Below are 19,838 nucleotides of genomic sequence, written 5' to 3'. Positions count from 1 at the left end.
CCGCAATTAAAAATAAAGATATGAACAATCAACAGGTGCACGTAGCGATCGCAATTCTCTACCAGAAAAACAAGTTTCTCATGCAACTGCGTGACAACATCCCCGGTATTCTCTACCCTGGTTACTGGGCACTGTTTGGCGGTCACATCGAACCTGGTGAGACGCCGGATGTAGCAGTAAAACGAGAAATTTTAGAAGAAATCGGTTATAATTTACCACCTTTTGTTGAATTTGGCTGTTATCCCAACGAAAGAGTTGTCCGTCATGTCTTTCATGCACCACTCTTGGTGGAATTAAATCAACTGGTTCTGAATGAGGGCTGGGATATGGCGTTATTTACACCAGAAGATATTCGCCAAGGTAACTGTTATTCACAAAATGCTGGCGAAGTGCGACCTTTAGGGGCAATGCATCAGAAAATTATGTTGGATTTTATTGAGAAAAATCCAACATAATTTGGGGATTAGTCATTTGTCATTTGTCATTGGGCATTGATTATTAATTCTTCTTCCCCATCTCCCACATCCCAAGAAGCCAAAATAAAGTTAGAACGAACTCTTATGAGGTCATCACTAATGCAATCAGCAAACAAACTGCCGCGATGGTTAACTATAGGATTGGCATTTCCCATTGCCATTCTCAACGGCTGGCTATTGCTCCAGGTTATACAATATTTTCAACCCTTAGTTAGCATCATCGCCGCCGCCATCCTACTGGCTTTTGTCTTGAACTATCCAATCCAGTTTCTTCAGGAGCAAGGAGTGAAACCCAACTTAGCGATCGGGGGAGTGTTGCTTTTGACTCTGGTGGTTTTAGTAGCTTTAGGCATCACCTTGGTTCCCCTGATTATTCAACAGCTGGTTGAACTGGCTAATATTTTGCCCAGTTGGATTGATTCTGGCACTCAGCAGCTGCAAGCTTTTCAGGATTGGGCGTTAAGTCAACAGCAACTTCCGATTAATTTAAGTGGTTTATTTACCCAAGTTCTGGAACGATTATCTAACCAACTTCAGTCTTTCACTGGTAGAATTCTTGGTTTTGCTGTCGATACCATTGGTATTGTTCTCAATGTGCTGCTGGCTGTAGTGTTGACTATCTACCTAATATTGAACGGTGAACGTCTTTGGGACGGAATTTTTCAGTGGTTTCCCCTTAATATTGGGTCAAGAGTACGGGAACTACTGCGAGACGATTTCCACAATTACTTCATCGGTCAAGCAACATTGGGAGCTGTGTTAGGTGTGACAATTACACTAGTGTTTTTGGCGCTGCAAGTTCCCCTAGCTTTACTTTTTGGCATTGGTATTGGCTTATTTTCACTCTTCCCCTTTGGTACAGGAGTCGGTATCGCGATAGTAAGTTTGTTGGTAGCGCTGCAAAATTTTTGGTTAGGGGTGGAAGTCTTAGGTGTAGCTGTTGCGATTGACCAAGTTAATTCTAATATTATTGCACCTCGAATTCTCAGCAATTTGACTGGCTTAAATCCTGTATGGGTGGTGATTTCTTTGTTGCTGGGCGCAAAGTTGGGAGGAGTACTGGGTTTGTTAATTGCGATCCCGATTGCTAGTTTTATCAAGGATATAACAGATAGCTGGCAGGCTGGAGAGTTTAATAAGATAGTGGATATGGAGTCAGAACCCGTGGCGGTAAAAAGTGAGAGAGCAGGAACTTATAGCTAAAGTTTCATCATTCAGATTAACTGAAAAGCTGGTGCGATAGTCGATAAATAAACTGCAAAATCCTAATTTAAGATGTCAACAAACAAGAAGCTATTATTTTGCGATCAATAGTTTTTTAGAAAGCTTCGTCAAGGTAATAACGAAATACAACGTTTGCAGAACATGACCGAAAACGAAAAGGATGCAAGCCCCTAAATTTATTTATGGGGATCATTAATTTTGAATTTTGAATTCGGAGCGTTCGCGCAGCGTCTCGTAGAGAAGCGACGTGACTGCGAAGCTCTACGCCAGAAACCCTAAGCAGTCAGTATTTTAAAAAAATGAAAAGTTGTTTAAAACTTACCTTTAATAATGGGAAAACAGCATTAGCTACTCAAGTTGAACAGCCAGCAGAATTGCCTTATGCTCTTGAGACAATAGGGCTGTGCGGTTCGCGTCCTGTTTTAGTAGTAGTGGGGGGTGCAAGTAACATCAGTGAAGCTGACTTTTTCCGTATTCAACGGTTGTTTGTGGAAGTTTTAGCCCCCATCGCCGAAACTTTGGGGGCTTATGTCGTGGATGGGGGTACGGATGCAGGAATTATGCGAATGATGGGTGCGGCTCGTAACCAAATAGGTGCTAAATTTGCTTTAGTTGGTGTAACACCTGAAGGCAAAGTAGCTTTACCTAATCATTCGGAAACTGCTGCTGATTTAATACCCTTAGAGCCAAACCATACTCATTTCGTGCTAGTTTCTGGTAACGATTTGGGCGACGAGTCTCCTTGGATATCTCGCGTTGCAACTATGCTGGCCAATGATGCACCTTCGGTGACAGTACTCTTGAACGGTGGTGAAATTACCTTTAAGGATGCGTTTTCTAGCGTTGATAGTGGAAGGTTAGTTATTGTGATTGCTGGTAGTGGTAGAACCGCAGATATACTTGCAGATGCCTTGCGTGGAAAAGCTACTGATGAACGAGCCAAAAACCTAGCTAAATCTGGTACATTACAATACATCGACTTAATCGATATAGAGAAAGGAGTTGAGAATTTAGGCAAATTAATTAAGGGGTTACTTTCTAATTAGGAGTAAAAAGGGCTAAAAAAGATAGTTATCACGAATTTTTAAAAGAAGATTTTAACAAGTTATTTGCAGGTATTAACTTAGGTTATGTGCAAAAACATTTTTTGCGATCGCGCTGGTTAGACCAAGTACTTTTGATGGAAAGTAAGGCGAATTTCTCACGCGATCGCCATTATTTTCACGGATAACAACTATTATTGGTAGTGTAATTCTTCCGGCATTAGTAAGTCTAAATATTAACACTAATTTCAAACCTAACAATAGGGATATCATTATATGGTCAACTTTTGGTTTGAGCCAAATAGTTGCTATTAGTGCTGCCATTGAAGAGTTTTTTCACTATGGAGAACGCTGGCGACACTATCGCCGAACAGTTGAATCTTTGAAAACCCAAGGGTGGCAATTCTCGCAGATGACAGGCCCTTATCGTATTTATCCAAGTCACGAACAGGCATTTAATCTATTTGCAAGTCATGTAGAAGATATTATTCAGCGTGATGTGGAAATATATGCCACTCAAGTTGTACAAGAAAAGAAAGAAGAAAGACACAATCAGGAAGACCATATCCTTCTGCAAAATACAAAGATAACCAATTTAGAAGAGAAGAAAGAAGAATAAAATCGTATAAACTAATCCTCTAAAATCTGGATTTCATCAAGTTTATTAATCACCACATCCGCACCTCGGACGTTATCTGACTTACCTATCCAAGTGATACCAATACAACCTGCGGCTTTAGCATTACGCGCCATTTGCATATCACCAACTGCATCACCCACCATCAAGGTAGCGTTTGGTTCAACTCCCAAAGCTTGGCAAGCTTGCAAAAATAGCACCGGATCTGGTTTACTCGGCCCTTCATCTACGCCCATTTCCAACTGGATATAATCACTTAATTCGTGATTGGCTACAAAATTACGTACTTCTTCAGTTGTTGCAGCTGAGAGGATGCCAAGTTTTAGCCCACCATCTCGCAGGTATTTCAAAATTTCTAGGCTACCTACAAATAGGGGTGAAGGAGTTTGTCCAATGTATTTTTCCGCTTCATCCAAAGCTTGACGGGCTATTTTTAAGCACTCAAACCATCCTCTTCCTGTTTCGGCAATATATGCCGCAGCCGCAACTTCTGTTTCACGGCGGCTTGCTACTGATATTAAACCTGCGGGATCTAGAAAATTGCCATTGATGCCAAATGCCATTAATAGGGGTTCCCCAGTTCCAGGGATTTGAGCATCTATTAATCTTGCTGCTTTTTGTGCTAGCGATCGCAAATACGTTTCTGAATCTTCTAGAGTACCGTTTTTGTCAAACAAAATTGCCTGGATATTATCAAAAGTGATATTTCTACATTTAATGGTTGCCATAATATTTAACTTCTAACTACTCCCAACTCTTCACTTTTAACGATTCTCCACATAAAAAAAGAGGGAAAAACCCTCTTTATAAAATGATTTAATACTCTTACTTAAAGACAAGTAAAACTATAAAAAATTTATTACTCTTCAATAGCTGCTGGAACTGGTGCAATTTCCTCTTCAGTTTCCGTCGCTACTGGAATTTCCTCTTCAGTTTCCGTCGCTGCTGGAATCTCTGTTTCAATTGCCGCAACTACTGGAATATCTTCTTCAAGTTCTGCTGCTGGTGGAATATCTTCTTCAAGTTCTGCTGCTGGTGGAATATCTTCGTCAAGTTCTGCTGCTGGTGGAATATCATCTTCGTCTGCAATCACTTCCGCAGGTGCAGCCGCAGCAGTAGCACCTTGCTGCTTGGCTAATAGCTGTTCGCGATACTTAGCAGCCATTTCTTCTGCCTTATCGTAGACCAAATCCCGGTTTTTAATCATGTCGCCGGGTTCGGGTTCTAGCTGCTTGGTAGATAGGGAAATGCGACCCCTTTCTGCATCCAAGTCAATGATCATAACTTTCACTTCATCATTGACATTGAACACGCTATGGGGTGTATCAATATGTTCGTGAGAAATTTCAGAAATATGCAGTAGACCACTGACGCCGCCAATGTCGATGAAAGCACCGTAGGGTTTGATACCACGAACAGTACCAATTACTACTTCGCCGACTTCTAGGCGGTTCATCTTACGCTCAACCAGCGCCCGACGATGAGATAGAACGAGGCGATTACGTTCTTCGTCTACCTCTAGGAATTTCAACGGCAGATCCTCGCCGACTAATTCTTCTTTAGGTTTGCGGGTACTGATGTGGGAACCTGGGATAAAGCCACGTAATCCTTCAATTCGTACCAATGCTCCACCGCGATTGGTTGCAAATACACCAGAACGGACAGTAGCATCTTCTGCTTGCAACTGTCGCACGCGTTCCCAAGCCCGCATATATTCAATACGGCGAATGGAAAGGGTTAATTGACCATCTTCGTTTTCATCGGTAAGGATAAAAAATTCGCGCGTTTCGTTTGACTGTAATACTTCTTCCGGGCTATCCACCCGGTTAATAGACATTTCTTGTATAGGAATATATGCTGCGGTTTTAGCACCAATGTCAATCAGAGCGCCGCGCGGCTCTATACTGAAAACTGTTCCTGGGACAACATCGCCAGGGCTAAAATGATAATCGTATTTGTCAAGTAGAGCAGCGAAATCTTCGTGAGTGAATCCAATTTCTGTAGCGGTTAAATTCTGATTGACCATGCTGATTTGTTCCTGGTTCTAGTCTCCGTAAAGGTGGTGCGACAGGCGCGATGCGTTATGTAAGCAGTACTATGGCAGCTTACACAAAACATCCTTTTTCATCCTAGCGCAGAAAAGCTAGCATTAACACATATCTACTCCCAAGATTGGAAATTATATCACAATATAAAAATGATTTGTCATTTACTTAGTAGTGAAAACCAACAAAGGACAAACACAATAATATCCGTTGCCACCATACTTAGTAGCAACGGATATTAAGATTAAATCCGCTTAAAAGTCTGTGGATAGGATCTACTTATCTTTTGGTTTCTCAAAGCGAGGGGGTTCGCGAAATGCGATCGCAAAGAAGAGAGTACCTATACACAGAGTAAAAATCAAGATGTACGCAACGCTTTCCATATTACGATTTCCTCTTTATCCAGCTAGTTAATGAGGGATTAGGGATTGGGTACTGGGTATTGGGGATTGGGTATTGAAAAGAGTCAGCGGGGAAGGGTGCGAGGACTAGAGGGGAAAACTCTTCTCCCTTGCTTCTTCCCCAGTCCCAAGTCCCCAGTCCCCAGTCCCTTAAAGGGCTTCCTTACGGCGGGTTGACTTGTCACCCACTTTCTGGAACAGACCCCACTCAACTTGCTCTTCAAGATCGGCGTCAACACCAGCAAATACGTCTCGGTAGATTGTCCGAGCGCCATGCCAGAGATGACCAAAGAAGAACAGCAGAGCAAATACGGCGTGTCCAAAGGTAAACCAACCTCTAGGACTGGTGCGGAATACACCATCAGAGTTCAAGGTTTCTCGGTCAAATTCAAATATTTCACCACCTTGAGCCTTACGGGCATACTTCTTCACATCAGCTGGTTCTGTAAAGGTCTTACCATTCAGATCGCCACCATAGAAACTAACGGTGACACCAGATTGCTCGAAGCTATATTTAGATTCTGCCCGACGGAAGGGAATGTCAGCGCGGACAATTCCATCTGCATCAGTCAAAATCACTGGGAAGGTTTCAAAGAAGTTGGGGAGACGACGTACAGTCAATTCTCGTCCTTCAGAATCTTTGAATACGGCGTGACCTTGCCAAGATTGGGCAATGCCATCACCCTTCACCATTGGCCCTGTACGGAATAGACCGCCTTTAGCGGGGCTATTACCGACGTAATCGTAGAAAGCCAATTTTTCAGGAATCTGCGACCAAGCTTGATCGAGGCTTTCACCTTGAGCAACGCTAGTTTGGACGCGGCGCTGAATTTCTTGACCGAAGTAGCCTTGATCCCATTGATAGCGGGTGGGGCCAAACAATTCGATGGGTGTGGCGGCATTACCGTACCACATAGTACCAGCAACAACGAAAGCAGCGAAGAAGACTGCTGCAATACTGCTAGAAAGTACTGTTTCAATGTTCCCCATCCGCAAGGCTTTGTAGAGCCGTTCGGGGGGTCTAACTGTCAGGTGGAATAAGCCTGCAATAATACCAACAACACCAGCAGCAATGTGGTGAGCCGCAATGCCACCAGGGTTATAGGGGTTAAAGCCATCTGGCCCCCATTCTGGTGCTACTGCCTGTGCTGCGCCAGTTATACCATAGGCATCAGAAACCCATATTCCCGGCCCAAAGAGTCCGGTGACGTGAAAAGCACCAAATCCAAAACAAAGTAGACCAGATAAGAACAGGTGAATGCCAAACATTTTTGGCAAGTCGAGAGCCGGTTCACCAGTGCGGGGATCTCTAAAAAGTTCCAAATCCCAGTAAACCCAGTGCCATACGGCGGCTAGAAATAGCAGACCGGAAAGAACAATATGAGCGGCAGCAACGCCTTCAAATGACCAGAAGCCAGGATCGGTTGATGGCCCACCAGTAACGTTCCAACCACCCCAAGATTGAGTAACACCTAAACGTGACATGAACGGCAAGACGAACATTCCTTGACGCCACATCGGGTTGAGAACTGGATCGCTAGGGTCAAAAACAGCTAGTTCGTAGAGTGCCATCGAACCAGCCCAGCCTGCTACTAAGGCTGTGTGCATTAAATGTACAGAAATCAGTCGCCCTGGATCATTCAGAACGACTGTATGTACTCGGTACCAGGGTAGTCCCATCGACTACGCTCCTCCTCGATGAGTTAGTTTACAAAGCAATTTTCTTACTGAGGTTATGAGAGACGAAAATCGCCACTCATAAAACTCTCTCTTGTTTTTTGTTATTGCCAGAGCCAGAGTATCACCACGGCTTAGTCTTAATAAGTCAGACAGCGTGGGAGATGAGGCAATGCTTACTCGCTTCGGGAGGTTTACCTATGTAGGGTAGCCATCGCCAAGCAAAAATGAGAATGTTTTAAAAAGTGTAACTATTGATGGAATTGTTTGCAAGCGTGTAAATTGATGCGATCGCGTAGCATCTCCAAGTTTTTTCGCTACCAATACTCGTCGGGGATTAAATTTTCTTATCTTTTCTTTACGAGGAGGGTGGGGAGTGGGGNCAGTTACAACGGGCAGTATTTGGCAATTCCTGAAACTAGAAGAACAAACATTGACTATTGATTTAAGCGGGGGAGAAGAGAAGTTGTAGTAAGTTTTATCCCCTCTGCCTCTCTGCCCCTTGTGCCCCATAGCTACTATCTAGTGAACCACCAACTGGATATTTTGCAGTTGACACTTCGCCTCAGCTGTACCCAGGCGTTCGATTACCTGTTCGGCGCTCATCAGACGCTTGAGTACTACTTGGCCGATGGGTTGACTGGCAATTGCTGGTGTTGTTGGCTTCACTTCCACGGTTAAAACGGCTTCTTCAACTCGATAAAGCCAGAGCAATTCATTTTCTTCGACTATACAAATATTCATTCGCTGAATATCTGGTTGGCGTCGCCATGCAGTTATTTGCCAGAGTCCATCAGATGCCCAGACTCTTGCAACTGCCCATCCCTCAGATAGAAAGAAATACTTCACGGTCTTAGTCTCACTATTTCGACTTTCAATCTGCTGTTAACAATATCGCGATCGCTTTAGTCGCTGATGTTCAAACACTCTTCTTTTTGACAATACAGCCAATCTTGACGATAAACCGCTCTATCGGTGTCTGTTCCCAAGCAGCAACAGGTAAAATCTCAACGTACACTACTTGGGCTAAAGTCAAACCTTAACAAGACCTATTTTCCTAGTAACTATGAATTTAAGACAAATTTAACCAATGTTGAAAATTTTAATTAAATAAAAACTTTTCAATACTTAACAAATCTTAAATTTAAAATTCTGTATCTTAATCAATAATTTTTTGTAATCAAATAGTGCATAGGTGTAGGTATCACACAGTAGCAATAAACTTAATTATTAAGTTGAGTATCCGCCACAAATTTTTGATTTAGATGGCTACGAGTGTTCCATCGAAACAAAAACTGCTATAAATTGTGAAGATTCAGCAAAAGAGTCACAAATGTAGTAAAATTGCTGACCGCTGATATCAAATATATTACTGCCATGACCTGGTTTTCCTTGTCCGTGAAACGGTGGGGTCGGATTACACAATTCCTATCTTTATTCTGTTTATGTTTATTTTTAGTTGTTAGTTGCGCTCCTCGTCCGCAGCCAACTACGCCGCCATCTGGTTCTGTAAATACCCCTACAGGTGATGGTCGTATTACTATCGGTACAACAGCCAAGCCAAGAACCCTCGATCCGGCTGATGCTTATGAGTTAGCATCTTTAGGTTTGGTGTTTAATATGAGCGATCGCCTCTACAACTACGAACCAGGAAGCACCGAAATTAAACCCCAATTAGCCACAGCATTACCCAAAGTCAGTCAAGACGGCCTAACTTATACCATCCCCTTACGTCAGGGAGTAGTTTTTCACGATGGAACTCCCTTCAACGCTCAAGCAATGGCCTTTACCATCCAGCGTTTTATTGAAAATAAAGGAAAACCCTCATTCTTACTAGCTGATATAGTAGATTCGATAAAACCTACAAGCGAGTATGAGTTAACCATCAAGTTGAAAAAGCCCTTTGCAGCTTTTCCCTCACTGTTGGCATTTCCTGGAATTTGTGCAGTTTCGCCAAAAGCTTATGAAGTCGGCGCTGGTAAATTCAAACCGAATATTTTTGTGGGAACTGGCCCTTACAAATTAGGACAGTATGGTACTGATTCGATCCGATTTGATGTGTTTGATAAATATTGGGGAGAAAAACCAGCTAACAAGGGTGTTAATCTCCAAATTCAAACTAGTCCAGTTAATTTGTTTAATGCTTTCCGTACAGGCGCAGTTGATGTAGCTTATCTGTCGCTGCAACCAGATCAAAATCGCAGTTTAGAAGAAGGTGGTAAAAAAGGGGATTGGCAAGCGATCGCAGCTGAAGGTAGTGTAGTAAGTTATCTGGTATTAAACCGGAATCAAAAGCCTTTAGATAAATTAGAGGTAAGACAAGCGATCGCATCCATAATTGACCGTCCACTTTTAAACGAGCGAGTGTTACTTGGTCAAGCAGATCCGCTTTATAGCATGATTCCCACGACATTTAAAGTTTCTGTGCCATTATTCAAAGATAAATATGGCGATGCTAACTTCGATCAAGCTAAAAAATTGTTAACTACTGCTGGCTTCTCCAAAGAAAATCCTGCAAAAGTGCAAGTTTGGTATCCTTCTAGTTCACCTACTCGGAGTTTGGCAGCACAGACACTCAAATCCCTTGTGGATGTCAAAATGGATGGAATACTCCAATTTGAAGTTACCCAAGCGGAAGGGCCTGCCTTCTTTAAAAACATTGCCAAGGGTTTGTATCCGGCAGCTTTACTTGATTGGTATCCAGACTTTTTAGATCCAGATAATTACGTCCAGCCATTTTTATCTTGTGACAAAGGTTCAGTTGCTAAAGGATGCGAAGATGGAGGCAGTCAAATTCAGGGTTCGTTCTACTATAACGAAGCCATAAATAAATTGATTGATGGGCAACGCAAAGAACAAAACCCCGAAGCGCGTCAGAAAATTTTTAACGAAATTCAAACGCAAGTTACTACTGATGTACCTTACGTTCCCTTATGGCAAAACAAAGACTATGTATTTGCCCGAAATGGTGTTAATGGCGTGAAACTTAACCCTACCCAAATTTTGCTTTACCAGACACTTAAAAAGTAGTCATTAGTCATTGGTCATTAGTCATTAGTAATAACTGTTGACTATTGACTTTTGACTATTCGATAAAAAATTTCTTGTTCAATATCTATCTAATTTATAGCTAAAATAGGTTCCAAAAGTGCTTTGTAAATTTTAAAATTTAAATTACTTATGTCTCGTTCTAAAGCTTTACAATATTACATTATTTCTCGGTTGCTTCTTGCGCCACTTCAGCTATTAACGATCATCACCATTGTATTTCTTTTACTAAGAGCAACACCAGGAGATCCAGCAGATGCAATTCTTGGTGGACGTGCGCCAGAAGCTGCAAAAGAGGAATTACGCAAACAACTAGGTTTAAACCTTCCCCTGTGGCTACAGTACCTAAATTATTTGGGAAGCATACTGCGCTTTGACTTGGGAACCTCTTTAATGAGTCGCGGACAAAATGTTTGGGACATCATTGGGCAATATTTCCCGGCGACGGTGGAGTTAGCAGTATGTAGTATGGCGGTTGCACTCATCGTCGGAATTGCAGTTGGGACTCTTTCGGCTTCTCGTCCTGGAACATATTTCGATGTCGGTGGGCGCTTATTTGGGATCATCACCTACGCACTCCCCATGTTTTGGGCGGGAATGCTTTTGCAGTTGATTTTCTCAGTCCAATTGGGTTGGTTTCCCAATTCCAACCGCTTTCCGCCCAATCTCCCGGCTCCCACTCCTGTCACTGGATTATATACAATTGATAGCCTACTCGGTGGAAATTTTACCCAGTTTTTGGCATCTTTGCACCATCTTGCCCTACCAAGTCTCACACTAGGAATTTTGCTCAGTGGGATTTTTGAGCGAATTGTGCGAGTGAATTTAAAGCAAACCTTGCAAGCAGATTATGTAGAAGCTGCTAGAGCCAGAGGTATTGGTGAAAATAAGATTTTAGCCTCCCACGCTTTAAAAAATGCGCTAATTCCAGTGATTACAGTCTTGGGATTAACCTTTGCATCTCTCTTGGGTGGGGCGATTTTGACAGAGGTAACATTTTCTTGGCCTGGGTTAGCTAATCGACTTTATCAAGCGATCGCCGATCGCGATTATCCCACAGTCCAGGGAGTGTTGGTATTTTTTGGTGCGATCGTTGTGAGTGCCAGCATTTTAATTGATATTTTAAATGCTTATGTTGATCCGCGAATTCGTTATTAAGCTGTTGGACATTTTGTTAAATTTCTTGAGAAATACCATTGGCTAAAATTCCAAGAATTTTGTTTACATCTTTGAGATAATATTCGCTTAAATCAATAGTCAATGTTTGTTCTTCTAGTTTCAGGAATTGCCAAATACTGCCCGTTGTAACTGCACCATAAATTGTTTTAATCTCAGTTGCAGCTTGTTCATTAAATATTTGGGCTGCTACCATTTCTGCTGCACACTGACCCAAACCTCCATTAATATTTTCTTTTTTAGCTTCTACAACTGTAATTACTGGTGCTGTCAAAATGAGAATTTCTGGAGATTTAGTAATAATAAAATCGCAAGTGCCGTTTAATCCTTTGCTATTATCGACAGTAAAATCTACTCCAGAAAATAAACTAACCTGTTCGTGTAATTGTCGGCGTAAATCAACTAAGATGGGAGCAATAATTAACTCAGAACGAGCTTTTTCACTATTACTTCCTAAAGCGATATCCAGGTTATAATTGAGTGTTTCTACAAGTAAATTACTCGCTGTTAATTCAGAAACACCAGCGAAAATATTGCGTTTTTCTAATGTGCTTAAACTAAAGTCTTGTTTTGCTTTAGCTAGACTAAACTCACTGTAAGCCATAAAACTATTACTCTCTTTCGCTTTTAAATAGAAGACTTAAATTACCGTCCAACGTCTAAGTTAAAGTAGAAACTACTATCTACAATTCTGTTGCTGCCAAGATATTTGATAATGGGTATGCTAACTCGGTGCTGTCCTGGTTCAAGCTTCCAAGCTTGTTGAAAATTACCAATATTATGACAAGCAGCATTAATCGGGAAGTTACTAGGAGTGAAAAGTCCATTTCTATAACTCTCAACTCCATTTGGAAACAGATAAACTTTTACTTCTACTCGATTGACTGGAGTTTTAGATGGTATGCAATAGGTTAGATTTGATAATCTTAGAGTATCTCCAGCTTTTAAAGGTATGCGATCGCTATTTTTTACTTGCTGAGGTTCGTTGCTATTAAACTGCACTGTAAGATTATTAACGCATACTTTAGCCACAGTAACTTTATCACACGTTGTAGAAATGGCGGTGGCAGAGGGTAACTCTAGAGAAGATTTGTTGCCAAGCCCCATTATGGTAGGCACTCCAGCAGCTACTATGGCGGCTGTAGCAGCGATAAGAGCAAGTGCAAGCTGTTGTCTAAAAGTTGTCATTTCTCAAACTCCTCAACTTTTGTGCTGTAACACCATCATCACTTGAGACACAGGCACTATAGGTAGGCGCTAGTAGGAAGTTTGAGTGATTAAATTGTTGTAAGAGAAAGTAGGCAAATGTAGGTTTGTAGGGTAAAGTATTGCACTAACAGCTGATTTTTACTTTGCTCTGCCAATTCAATTACGCCTAATGGACTCAAAACAAGCGTTAGCATTCATTAATGCGCTGTTTGCTAAAAAGACTAATCAAGTCTTAAATGAATTGGAAGAAAAGCTTTTTTTAGGAATCTGGGAAGGTCAGATTTATTCAGATATTGCTACTCAGACTTTTCTCTCTGAGCAATATTTGAGAGATGCAGGTGCAAATTTATGCAAAAAGATTACAAAAGATTTAGGGATAAAAGTTAATAAGAGAAATTTTAAAAATCAAATTAAATATCATTATCAACAGCATTCAGAAACAACTTTACCTTCCCAACAAACAATTATAGAACCAACTAATCCAGCACAAGGAGATGAATCACAGTCAGATAATCTATTACAGCGAAATCATAATCCCTTCATTCCCTTTAATGGCAGAGTCGAAGAAAAGTATTTATTCTTTGACCGAGAGCGCGAAATCCGGCGAGTATTTGAGGTGTTGAATAACGGTAGTAGTGTTGTTTTAATTGGGGAAGAGGGAATCGGAAAATCCTCGCTGCTATGGATGACTTGCCAAGAAGCAGAAACTCGTTTAAACGTTAAACGTCAGCCAGTTTTCTTAGACCTGAATTTACTTCATAATGAAAGTCAATTTTATAGTGATTTGTGCTACGAGATTGGTATACCCGAAAGTAAAGACTATCAGTTAACTCGCAATTTGCGAAGTTGTAAAATACTACTGGCTATAGACAATGTAGGAAAACTTACAGGCGAAGGTTTTACTCGCAACATAAGGGATTATTTGCGCGGTTTAGCCGAAGGAAGTAATGCTCCGTTGAAGCTGATTTTAGCTGCCACCGAACCTTTGAACAACTTATTTAACGATAGTCAGGAGCAAGGTAAGACTTCTCCGTTGGCAGGTATTTGCCAAGAGGAACACATTCATCCTTGGAGTGAAGCTACTATGCGTACTTTTATTACCAACCGTTTAGCCAGAACTTCTGTGAGTTTTACTGAAGGAGAAATTATCCAACTCATCCAAGAAAGTGGTGGACATCCTCGCAAACTGATGCAACTGTGTTATCGAACTTTTTTGCAGTATGTGGAGAGTTTGCAATGAATGACACCGCTTTGACCTCTTTCCGAACCCCTCCCCTACAAGGGGCTACGGTGTACACACAATTTATCGAATTACCCCACCCTAACCCTCCCCTTGGAAAGGGGAGGGAACTAGATTTTCTTGTTTTCCCCCTTTACAAGGGGGGATTAAGGGGGGTAAAACCCGGATCTCAAAGTAACTCCGATTTGTGTGTACACGGTAGCCTACAAGTGGAGGAGAGCAAGATTACTCCTACTCCACCTTCCCTGGAAGGGGCTGGAGGATTAGGTTCTTCATGGGCGAAGATGGAGGTTGAATAATGACCCCAGTACCCCGCTTAGACTTAGCGCCCAAGTTGAGGCGTCCTCTCTCGCTGTGGAATCCTTTGGATTATCTACGCCTGCTGTATTGGGTGTTTTTCTTTCCTCAGGCTTTGCGATGGTATGTGGATAGATTCGGGGGTGGGTATATTCCTGAAGGGGAAATGAATTGGCGGAAGGGATGGGAATTATTGCGTCAAAATGCTATCCAACGTCAGTTGCTTTTTCAAGGATTAGTTTTAACAGTAATTACACCTGTAGCTATAGGTTTAATTTTTCAGACTGCAAATGTTCACATTAATTGGTTTGGCGTGGCGGGAGGCGTGGCGGGAGGCGTGGCGGTAGGCGTGGCGGTAGGCGTGGCGGTAGGCGTAGCGGTAGGCGTGGCGTTCGGCGTGGCGTTCGGCGTGGCGGTAGGCGTGGCATTCGGCATGGCGGTGGGCGTGGCGTTCGGCATGGCGGTGGGCGTGGCGTTCGGCATGGCGGGAGACGTGGCGTTCGGCATGGCGGGAGACGTGACGTTCGGCATGGCGATGGGCGTGGCGCTAGGTGTGGCGTTCGGCGTGGCGGGAGGCGTGCCGGAAGGCGTGGCGGGAGGCGTGGCGCTAGGCTTGACGGTAGGCGTGGCGAGAGGCGTGGCGGGAGGCGTGGCGGGAGGCGTGGCGCTAGGCTTGACGTTCGGCGTGGCGAGAGGCGTGGCGGGAGGCGTGGCGGGAGGCGTGGCGTTCGGCGTGGCGTTCGGCGTGGCGGTAGGTGTAGGGGAACTGCGTCCAGAAACCTGGCTTATTGGCTCACCTTTAAACTTGCGAACAATTCAAAACAGTAATTGGCTACTTCCCCGCATTACTCCGCTTGCTCTTCCTAATCTTGTCTGGCACTTGCAAAATTGGTTGCAAAATGATTGGGAAACAGGTTTACATAATACTAATGAACTGCTGGCATATACCCTACAATTCATTCCCGTTGTCCAAGCAGTCAATAGAGTACTTGCCAAAATCCCTTCAGACCGACTTATTTGGACTGTCTCTCGACTGGCAGCAAATCCCTTTGATTGGAATATAGTACGTTTTACTTCGGCTTCTCTAGATGAAACCCTAAAGTCAAGGTTTATCAGAGATTTCTTATCCTACCCCTGGTTCTTTTTCTTCCCTCATTCTTGGCGAGAAGGTTTACAGGCTCGTCTTAACACAGACACTCGTTTAAATACTCCTGCTCGTGCTGCTGCGGCTGGTTTTTGGCATCTACATAAAAAAGAACCAGCAAGAGCAATAGAGGCTTTTGCTGTAGTGCGTTCTCTACTTTATGGCGAGGAAATGTTTACCCTTGCCCAAACTCTAGCGGCATTCAATAAAGCCCAAAAACCAGCCTCTATTGCTGCTATACAAGTTCCTCCTTTTCCACAGGAACCTATTTTACGTCCAGTTACCTGGAAAGTCCTTGCTAGTCTGCATCGAGTTGTTGAAAATGTCCAGTTTGTTAATCGCAGTGTCTCACGTTCAGCCAGGTCTTTAGCTCTCAATCGAGCATTAGGTGAACTGACAAAAATCCTAAATCAAGCCGACACCTTACCGCAAGCAGAGCAAAGGTTAATCATAGATATCGCTGAAACTTGGAAAGAAAGCCTTTTAGAAATCACTGGTGAAGTGGGAGAGATTTCCATCACCAAGCCTGTGGTTAATCCTTATGTTGTAGGCGACCCGGTTCAAGGTCATCTTTTCGTTGGGCGAGAAGATATTATCAGACAATTAGAAGAACTCTGGATAATGAGTAATCAACTCCAGTCCGTAGTTCTCTACGGTCACAGGCGCATGGGCAAAACTTCTATTCTGCTTAACGCTGCTAACTGTCTAGGCTCACAAATACAGCTAGTTTATGTCAACTTGCTACGTTTGGGAGATAGCCCCCAAGGTGTGGGTGAAGTACTAATGGCAATTTGTGATGAAATTTCTCAAACTGTAAAACTTCCAGCACCAGCTGACGCTGATTTACTAAATCTTCCCTACCGGACTTTTGAACGCTATTTAAAACAGGTGGAAGCACAGCTAGAGGGTGGGTTAATCATCGCCTTAGACGAATTCGAGAAAATTGAAGATTTAATTGAAGCGAAAAAAATCCCTATCGACTTTATGGGTTTTCTGCGCGGTTTAGTGCAAATGAGTTCTAAAATCGCTTTTGCATTTGCTGGTTTGCACACTTTAGACGAGATGACAGCAAATTACTTTCATCCATTCTTTGGAAGCCTAATTAATATCCATGTCAGCTTTCAAGAACGTGCAGCTACCCGCCAAATTCTCGCTAACCCAGGTAATGAAGACTTCCCCCTCGACTACATCCCGGAAGCTTTAGATGAAATTTATGCTTTGACACACGGTCAACCATATTTAGTGCAAATGCTGGGTTTTCAGCTAGTGCGCCGCTACAATGACTTTGTTTTTGAGCAAGGGCGATCGCGTGACCCAGTTTTCATAGTAGAAGACGTGGAAGCAGTTATCAATAACCCTGAGTTTTTCAAGCGGGGACGCTACTACTTTGATGGGGTTTGGGGTCAGGCGGCGCGGGGTGCTGAGGGTCAACAAGCAATTGTACAAGTGCTTGCACCTTACCCAGAAGGGCTAAGTCTGGATGCTTTAGCTCAATTTACAGGTATGAACGATGCCGATTTACAGGAAGCGCTGAATACTCTGAAGCGTCATGATGTCGTTGAAGAAATTCAGGGAAGCTGGCGGATTATGGTAGAACTTTTTCGTCGTTGGGTTTTGCAGCAGTAGAGTAGAGCGATGCATACGCATTTGCTATTTCGGAGTACGCATTTGTTATTTCGGGGTTCGCATTTGCTATTTCGGAGTACGCATTTGTTATTTCGGGGTTCGCATTTGCTATTTCGGAGTACGCATTTGCTATTTCGGCGATCGCATTTGCTATTTCGGGGTTCGCATTTGCTATTTCGGAGTACGCATTTGCTATTTCGGAGTACGCATTTGCTATTTCGGAGTACGCATTTGCTATTTCGGCGACACCATTTACTATTTCGGCGACACCATTTACTATTTATTGGAGGCTTATCTTCTTAAACTGCGCGGGTCTAGTGCATCTCTCAACCCATCACCGAGTAAGTTGAATGCCAGCACTGTGAGAATAATCAGCACAGCCGGCGGCCAAATTAGCCAAGGTTGCAACACCAAGATTGAAGCATTACTTGCCAGAGAAAGCATATTTCCCCAAGAAGGGTCTGGTTGTTGAATTCCCAAGCCGATGAGACTCAGTATCGCCTCTGCACCAATAAAGCTGGGAATTGCAAGAGTCGCAGAGATAACTACATAACTAGCCGTTTGTGGCAAAACGTGGCGGACAATGATATAGAGTGGGTTCGCACCCATTGCCCGCGCGGCTTGGACAAATTCTCGCTCTTTAAGTGATAGTACCTGTCCCCGAATGACCCGTGCTAAACCAGCCCAGCTAATAACTGAAGTAATCACCACAATCAGCAAAAAGCGCTGGGTACTACTTAAACCAGCTGGTAAGACTGCGCCCAATGTTACCAAAAGATAAATACTAGGGAAAGTCATTAGCACTTCTGCCAAGCGCATAATGAGGCTATCAGTCACACCGCCGAAATAGCCAGAAATTCCCCCAATGAGCAAACCGAGGGGATAGGTAATGATAATGCCAAAAATTCCGATAAACATACTGATGCGACCGCCATGCAGCAGGCGACTAAATTGGTCGCGGCCTTGGTCATCAGTGCCCAAAATATTGACTTTTGCGCCAGTTGTTGTGCCAAATAAATGCCAATTTAAGGGGATACCACCAAAGATTGTAACTTCATCCCACTTCGGGGGTAGTGGCAAACTCATCTGCAACAATCGGTATTCTGGCCCGGAGACAAATAGACGCAAGGGTGAAGGCTTTGTCGAGTCTACAATGAGTTTGCGATCGCCTGTATCTAAATTCGTATCTCCCTGAGTCGTCGGATAAACATAAGGCCCGACAAACTGCCCAGATTGAGAAACCCAGCGTATCTTAGTTGGTGGCAGCAGTGAACCATTAGGCTGTGAAGCATAGGGGTCATAAGGAGCTACGAAATCAGCTGCAATTACTCCTATATAGAAAATTAACAGCAAAATTGCCCCAAATCGTGCCAAAGGATTTTTCTTAAGTCGTCGCCACCAATCCATAGTAGTTAGGAGTTATAAGTTAGGAGTTATGAGTTATTAAGTTTTTATCTTAATTCATAACTCATGATTAATAATTTTCAACTCCCAACTCCTGTATAGACGCGATTAATCGCGTCTCTCCTAACTCCCAACTGCTAACTTCTCCAAATACCGCTGCTGTTCTTCCTGTTGTTTTTCATGTTCCACAACAAACACGTTTGAGTAGAGATTCGCGAGAATTTGTTTTCCCTGCTGTGTCAGCGATAGGTAATGCAGTCCGTCTTGGATATAGGGATAGACGCCATTCCAGTAAAACTTAGCGTAGTTATTACGTAAATCGGCAGGGGTTTTATAGCCCAAAACTTTGTTTACACCAGTTTCTTCAAATTCGTAAAATAAAGAAGTAATTTTCTTCAGGTAACGTGGGTCGCTTAGTTGACCAATCAAATCAGCAGCACGGACTAATCCTGCAAAGCACTTTGTATCTTGATGATCTTCTGCCGCAGGCACGGGAAATCGAGTCAATTCAATATTGCTCTTAATTGCCTCAGCATCGATTAACTTGTGACCTCCAAAACGCTCATCAATAAAAAGTTTCGCTCTATCAACATGATACGGCGTCAGACTGGCATCAGAAGCGCCAGCAGCCACAGAAATCATTCTGCCATTTTTACCTGTGGAATATAAGTTTGCTGTTTCTCGGTCTTGTCGGCAAACTCCCTTAACATAGCCAATATCATGACTGACTAAAGAAATAATACAATGCAACCAGTCTTCACTAGAAACACCGCCTTCTCTGATGTGTTTGCCACGTAAAATTTCTTGTCCCACCAGGGTGACTAAGACAGTGTGTTCAACATTGTGGTAAAGGGCATCGCTATTGGCAATGTTTTCCAAAGCCATGTTACCCGCCCAGGCGATAATGTCCTGATAATCATTTTTAAAGCAGCCATAAGTGCGACGGTAGCCGTCTCGAATTTCATTTACAAAGGCATCAATTAAAATTTCAGTGGCATTGAACATATCTGCTTTCTCTGGTAAATACCAATTTTTTATTGATTTGATTGATTTCAAAATTCCAGAATCAAGGCTACCCTTGCTGGAATTTAAGGCAATGGAGTTTGCTCCTTTGTAACTCACGTGTAGCTGTAGACGCTAGCTTTTTCTATGCCTGGATGCACGGCTTGCTGGCAACACAAAGGCTTTAGA

Annotated in this window: 18 protein-coding genes; 9 read left to right on the top strand and 9 right to left on the bottom strand. The window is 43.0% G+C overall.

Annotated features, from left to right (window positions below; all coding sequences use genetic code 11):
- Positions 1-20: 20 nt before the first annotated feature.
- The 4 genes from CDG76_RS18935 (at position 21) to CDG76_RS18920 (ending at position 3,362) form a co-directional block, all read left to right on the top strand.
- Complete coding sequence (locus tag CDG76_RS18935) at positions 21-455, top strand: NUDIX hydrolase (protein WP_094350476.1); 435 nt, start codon at positions 21-23, stop codon at positions 453-455.
- 120 nt (positions 456-575) lie between these two features.
- Complete coding sequence (locus CDG76_RS18930; protein WP_094350475.1) at positions 576-1,679, top strand: AI-2E family transporter; 1,104 nt, start codon at positions 576-578, stop codon at positions 1,677-1,679.
- A 320-nt stretch (positions 1,680-1,999) separates the two neighbouring features.
- A complete protein-coding gene (locus CDG76_RS18925) occupies positions 2,000-2,746 on the top strand; it encodes a hypothetical protein (RefSeq protein WP_094350474.1) in 747 nt (248 codons plus the stop codon).
- A 181-nt stretch (positions 2,747-2,927) separates the two neighbouring features.
- Positions 2,928-3,362: a DUF4231 domain-containing protein gene (locus CDG76_RS18920; RefSeq protein ID WP_223265287.1), complete on the top strand. Its 435-nt coding sequence runs from the start codon at positions 2,928-2,930 to the stop codon at positions 3,360-3,362.
- An 11-nt stretch (positions 3,363-3,373) separates the two neighbouring features.
- Here the strand turns inward: CDG76_RS18920 and CDG76_RS18915 are convergent, their stop codons facing one another.
- The 5 genes from CDG76_RS18915 to CDG76_RS18895 all read right to left on the bottom strand — a co-directional run bounded on the left by CDG76_RS18915 (position 3,374) and on the right by CDG76_RS18895 (position 8,352).
- On the bottom strand, positions 3,374-4,108 hold the full coding sequence (locus CDG76_RS18915; RefSeq protein WP_094350473.1) for an HAD family hydrolase: 735 nt from the start codon (positions 4,106-4,108) through the stop codon (positions 3,374-3,376).
- A 131-nt stretch (positions 4,109-4,239) separates the two neighbouring features.
- Positions 4,240-5,406 (bottom strand): 30S ribosomal protein S1, encoded by a 1,167-nt coding sequence (locus tag CDG76_RS18910; protein ID WP_094350472.1) that lies wholly within the window; start codon positions 5,404-5,406, stop codon positions 4,240-4,242.
- A 294-nt stretch (positions 5,407-5,700) separates the two neighbouring features.
- Positions 5,701-5,808, bottom strand: coding sequence for a photosystem II reaction center protein T (locus CDG76_RS18905; protein ID WP_084227385.1), 108 nt, complete (start codon positions 5,806-5,808; stop codon positions 5,701-5,703).
- 168 nt (positions 5,809-5,976) lie between these two features.
- A complete protein-coding gene (gene psbB, locus CDG76_RS18900; protein WP_094350471.1) occupies positions 5,977-7,506 on the bottom strand; it encodes a photosystem II chlorophyll-binding protein CP47 in 1,530 nt (509 codons plus the stop codon).
- Positions 7,507-8,025: 519 nt separating this feature from the next.
- Complete coding sequence (locus tag CDG76_RS18895) at positions 8,026-8,352, bottom strand: hypothetical protein (RefSeq protein ID WP_094350470.1); 327 nt, start codon at positions 8,350-8,352, stop codon at positions 8,026-8,028.
- 528 nt (positions 8,353-8,880) lie between these two features.
- Here CDG76_RS18895 and CDG76_RS18890 point away from each other — a divergent pair.
- Positions 8,881-10,533 (top strand): ABC transporter substrate-binding protein, encoded by a 1,653-nt coding sequence (locus tag CDG76_RS18890; protein WP_094350469.1) that lies wholly within the window; start codon positions 8,881-8,883, stop codon positions 10,531-10,533.
- A gap of 150 nt (positions 10,534-10,683) precedes the next feature.
- Entirely contained in the window at positions 10,684-11,709 is a 1,026-nt protein-coding gene (locus CDG76_RS18885; RefSeq protein ID WP_094350468.1) for an ABC transporter permease, read from the top strand.
- Between the two features lie 16 nt (positions 11,710-11,725).
- Here CDG76_RS18885 and CDG76_RS18880 read toward each other — a convergent pair whose 3' ends face one another.
- Positions 11,726-12,331, bottom strand: a complete 606-nt coding sequence (locus tag CDG76_RS18880) for a hypothetical protein (protein ID WP_094350467.1) — start codon at positions 12,329-12,331, stop codon at positions 11,726-11,728.
- A 41-nt stretch (positions 12,332-12,372) separates the two neighbouring features.
- Positions 12,373-12,915, bottom strand: a complete 543-nt coding sequence (locus CDG76_RS18875; protein WP_094350466.1) for a hypothetical protein — start codon at positions 12,913-12,915, stop codon at positions 12,373-12,375.
- A gap of 190 nt (positions 12,916-13,105) precedes the next feature.
- On the opposite strand from CDG76_RS18875, the gene CDG76_RS18870 reads away from it, so the two are divergent.
- The 3 genes from CDG76_RS18870 to CDG76_RS38430 all read left to right on the top strand — a co-directional run bounded on the left by CDG76_RS18870 (position 13,106) and on the right by CDG76_RS38430 (position 17,546).
- A complete protein-coding gene (locus CDG76_RS18870) occupies positions 13,106-14,176 on the top strand; it encodes an ATP-binding protein (protein WP_143854119.1) in 1,071 nt (356 codons plus the stop codon).
- A 298-nt stretch (positions 14,177-14,474) separates the two neighbouring features.
- The gene (locus CDG76_RS18860) at positions 14,475-17,243 is read left to right on the top strand and encodes an AAA family ATPase (protein ID WP_094350464.1); all 2,769 of its coding nucleotides are present in this window, start codon (positions 14,475-14,477) and stop codon (positions 17,241-17,243) included.
- A 9-nt stretch (positions 17,244-17,252) separates the two neighbouring features.
- Entirely contained in the window at positions 17,253-17,546 is a 294-nt protein-coding gene (locus CDG76_RS38430; RefSeq protein ID WP_223265280.1) for a hypothetical protein, read from the top strand.
- Here CDG76_RS38430 and CDG76_RS18850 read toward each other — a convergent pair.
- Together CDG76_RS18850 and CDG76_RS18845 are read right to left on the bottom strand one after the other, a co-directional pair.
- Complete coding sequence (locus CDG76_RS18850) at positions 17,535-18,650, bottom strand: ABC transporter permease (protein WP_094350463.1); 1,116 nt, start codon at positions 18,648-18,650, stop codon at positions 17,535-17,537. The genes CDG76_RS38430 and CDG76_RS18850 overlap by 12 nt on opposite strands.
- Positions 18,651-18,770: 120 nt before the next feature.
- The gene (locus CDG76_RS18845) at positions 18,771-19,652 is read right to left on the bottom strand and encodes an Npun_R2479 family HD domain-containing metalloprotein (protein WP_094350536.1); all 882 of its coding nucleotides are present in this window, start codon (positions 19,650-19,652) and stop codon (positions 18,771-18,773) included.
- Positions 19,653-19,838: the final 186 nt, after the last annotated feature.

Source organism: Nostoc sp. 'Peltigera membranacea cyanobiont' 210A (assembly GCF_002246015.1).
Lineage (GTDB): Bacteria > Cyanobacteriota > Cyanobacteriia > Cyanobacteriales > Nostocaceae > Nostoc.
Note: the sequence above shows the minus strand (reverse complement) of the source record. Positions and strands in the feature narration are given on the sequence as shown.